The organism is Protofrankia symbiont of Coriaria ruscifolia (assembly GCF_900634745.1).
In the GTDB taxonomy this organism is placed as follows: domain Bacteria; phylum Actinomycetota; class Actinomycetes; order Frankiales; family Frankiaceae; genus Protofrankia; species Protofrankia californiensis.
Map to the genome: position 1 here is coordinate 1 of NZ_CAAAFR010000171.1, position 3,417 is coordinate 3,417.

The following is a 3,417-nucleotide window of genomic DNA, read 5'->3' on the forward strand; positions in this document are numbered from 1 at the left end:
GGCTCCGCGACACCACCCAAGAGCCATCAGACACGGCCTAGTCAAGGGACCTGGGTTTCTGGCGCGCGGTGTCGCACGTATCGCACAGGTGCGACGATCGATTTCGATGAATGCAGCGTCCCCGGCCAATGGCCGGGGACGCTGCATTTGAGCCGTGCGGTTGGACACCGCCGAACCTCGCCCTCAACATCTTCGCCGCGAGGTTCCCTGCATGGAACACCCGGCTGGGGCATCACCTGATTCGGTCCGCCGGTGCTTAGCGTTAGAACTCACTGGTCGGCGGAAGCCAGCCGTTGAGCCAGCCGATCAAGACCGTTTCTGATCATCTGGCTGTAGCCGTCGTTCCCGAGCGCCTCGGTAGCGGCCCGGCCCCGCTGGAGGTGCTCGCCCGCTCGGTCGAGATCGCCGATCTTGCGGTAGCACGGCCTCGGGGAACATCGGTACAACGGTTGGCGCTGAGAAAGATCATGGTCGGCTAGCACACCGGCTGGGGGCTCCGCTGGGGTTCGCGGAAAGGTCGCCGGGCCGGTGTCGGGGCTGGTTACGGTCCGCTCGTGCCGGTGGAGTTTCTGACTGATGAGCAGGCTGAGGCGTATGGTGACACGTTTCTTACCGACACCCCGACGTCCTGGCGGCGGACGCCGCCGCCGGCGCCCGCGGCTGACCGCGATCCGCCGCGGGCGCGGGGACGGCAGCGCTCACCGGCCTGGGCGTCGGGGCCGGCGTTGGTCAGGGCGTTCCGACCGGACGGACGCCGCCGCGGTGGCGTTCTTCAAAGACCCACCGGCATTTCAAGATCAATCGTTAGCGTTCCATCCTGCGGAAATCTGCGCCTCACACCGGGACGAGCCGGACGTGTAACTACCGGCCGGTCACTTTTCCTCCCGTGTGAACGTCCTGAACGGCGGCCCAACAGACACGATCAACCCTTATGGCGGCTGGTGACAGCAGCGTTAAAGGCACCCCGACACGGACGGCAAGGACCACCTCGACCTGCGCGCCGCCCTCGACACCCTCGGGGACGTGCTCACCCGGCACCTGACCGAGGCGGCTTTCGACAGGTAGGCCTACGTCTACGCAGGAACCCGCGACCATACACAGACGCAATACCGGCGCAGGATCGCCGCCATTCACCGAAGAAGATCACAGGCAAACAGGACAAAGTGGATCTCAGATGATGTGGGGAAAGTAGGCGCCCGGTCGCCGCGGGCGGAAACCCACTCGAACCCCGGATCGGGCGCCGGTCACTGGCTTAGGTCGAGGATGCGCACCGGCTGGCCGGCCCATCGGTCCGGTGCCGCGGTCGCGATGACCGCCCCGTCGGGACGGTCCGGGGTGGGGGCGGCGGCATGCCGGGTGTGTGCCGCGGCCCAGCCGGTGTCGCGGGCGACCGCGAGCGCGGCCGCTAGGTCCAGCTCGAGCACGGTGAGCGCGGGCAGGGCGGCGATGTGCTCGGCGGTCCCGGGTCGGGTCCGGTCCGCCTCCACCAGGGCGCACGCCGGCGCGTAGAGGAACCAGTCCGGCTCGGTGTGCGCCCGGTGGATCAACCGGGAGGCCAGCAGGTTGCCGTACCCGGCGGCGACCATCGCCGCGTCATCGAAGACGACGTGCAGCGCGTCCGTCACCGCGCCGTCGCCCGGCCCAGGCGCCGGTCCAGCTCGGCATCCAGCCGCACGGCCTCGTCCTCGGTCGGGTCATAGCCGTTCCACGCCCGCAACGCCACCCGAGCCCGCTCGGCCCGGGCCGCCCGCTCCGCCGGGGTCAGCAACGTGGCGGCCAGCCGGGCCAGGTAGGCGCGCAGGGACAGCCCCTCGGCCGCCGCCACCGCGGCCAACCGGTCCCGGGCATCCGCGGGAATCCGTACGTTGGCATCGGCCACCGGGGTCCTCCTTCACGCGTCACGACTCCCCCAGGGTACGGGTACGTAGACGTATCCGTACACCATCGTGCGTCTCACACGGACGATCGTGAATCATCAGCACATCGGCAGCCAGGAGCCGCATTGGCGGCGGCGCCATGCGCCGAGACTGTGTCCGATTGAGGTACCCCAGATGGACAATCTCCGCCTTCATCGTTCGGGCGTAGCGCGCAGCTCGCACCGGTTCACCGGTGAACCGGTACACTGGTGAACCAGCACTGTGGGAAGTGGGCTGCACTTGTCATCGTTGACCAATGAGGATCTGACGTGGCGGTTCGAGCTCCGCCTGCCCGGCCATGATCGCTGGGTGTCGATAACGACCGACATCGCCGACGACGCGCACGCCGCCCATGTAGGAACGAAAGAGATGCCCTGCATCTGGCAGGACGCCGATGAGGCCGCCCCATGGGAGCTGAAGCAGGTTCTGGCCGACCTGGTCGAGACCGGCGACCCGCTTCGCATGACCGGAGCGCGGATCGTGGTCTGGGAGGGCATCGGCACCGGCGGTGAACCGGCCTGCATCCTGGAAGCCACCGCAGACCAGCTCGCGATGGGCCGCCTTGAGCACGCGAACCGCCAGGTGCAATGGGCACTACACGAGGTCGAACTCGCCCGGACACAGGTACGCACCCAGATCATCATCGCCGCCACCGAGAACCGGCTGGGACGTAACACGATCGCGCGGCTCGTCAACGGGGCCCTGACCCGCCGGCTGGTGCTGCAGCTGCTGGCCGGCTACGACCTCATCGAAGGGATCCGGGACGCGCTACCCCCCGGGACGGACCGGTACCGGCGCTGGTACCCCGACTTCTTGACGGACCCGGAGGACCATCACCACCTCGGCCCATTCTGCCACGGCCCGCTCCAGCTCGATCTCGAACCCAGCGGACAGGTGTACCTGCGCCTCCTCGACGTCGACGGACCCCGCGAGCCGGACCTTCCCATGTTCGACGAAGACGACGAAGACGCTGAACGTGCTTACCGCCAGGCCAGAGCGGAACGTGCCCGTGGATACGCCGAGGAAGTGCTACCCGTGCTGGCGAAAGCCGGGTTCGCGCTCCACCGACCCGATGGCGCGGCGGCATCCATCGACGACCTGGCGCATACCATCACCCGGACCGGTCCGAGGCTGTCCGTCAGCGACGGCTGATCCGAGACGTGCGGCTGCCTCGGGCCTTACCAGACCGCAAGGTCAGTCGCGGACAGGTGTGCACCCGAGTTCGGACATCCGTGCAACCGTCTCCGGATAGCGACATCCATGGTCTACGGGCACCTCGACAAGACCAAGACCGTGCCCCGCCAGCCGAAAAAGACCGCCGCGGCGAAGCCCTGAAGGCTACCGGCGGGTTACTTGCTCCCTGGTGTCTGAGCTAGGACTACAGGGCCGTGCCATCCGGTCCACCTCTCAACATCGGTATCGGTACCGATCCCGGCGGTGAACCCGAAACCAGCTGATGCCCAGCACCCCACCCGGCCTGTCCCCGCAACGCGCCCCCATT

The 3,417-nt window shown here is 67.9% G+C and carries 4 protein-coding genes; 2 read left to right on the forward strand and 2 right to left on the reverse strand.

Going from position 1 to position 3,417, the window contains the following annotated elements; all coding sequences use genetic code 11:
• Positions 1-293: 293 nt before the first annotated feature.
• Entirely contained in the window at positions 294-479 is a 186-nt protein-coding gene (locus CV1CTNOD_RS18745; protein WP_131787324.1) for a hypothetical protein, read from the forward strand.
• Positions 480-1,244: 765 nt separating this feature from the next.
• On the opposite strand, the gene CV1CTNOD_RS18750 is transcribed toward CV1CTNOD_RS18745, so the two are convergent.
• Complete coding sequence (locus tag CV1CTNOD_RS18750) at positions 1,245-1,625, reverse strand: hypothetical protein (protein WP_207386549.1); 381 nt, start codon at positions 1,623-1,625, stop codon at positions 1,245-1,247.
• Positions 1,622-1,879 (reverse strand): hypothetical protein, encoded by a 258-nt coding sequence (locus tag CV1CTNOD_RS27440; RefSeq protein ID WP_131787325.1) that lies wholly within the window; start codon positions 1,877-1,879, stop codon positions 1,622-1,624. Before CV1CTNOD_RS27440 ends, CV1CTNOD_RS18750 begins: the two co-directional genes overlap by 4 nt.
• Before the next feature lie 277 nt (positions 1,880-2,156).
• Between CV1CTNOD_RS27440 and CV1CTNOD_RS18760 the strand changes: the two genes are divergently transcribed.
• Positions 2,157-3,068, forward strand: coding sequence for a hypothetical protein (locus tag CV1CTNOD_RS18760; RefSeq protein ID WP_207386550.1), 912 nt, complete (start codon positions 2,157-2,159; stop codon positions 3,066-3,068).
• Positions 3,069-3,417 lie beyond the last annotated feature (349 nt).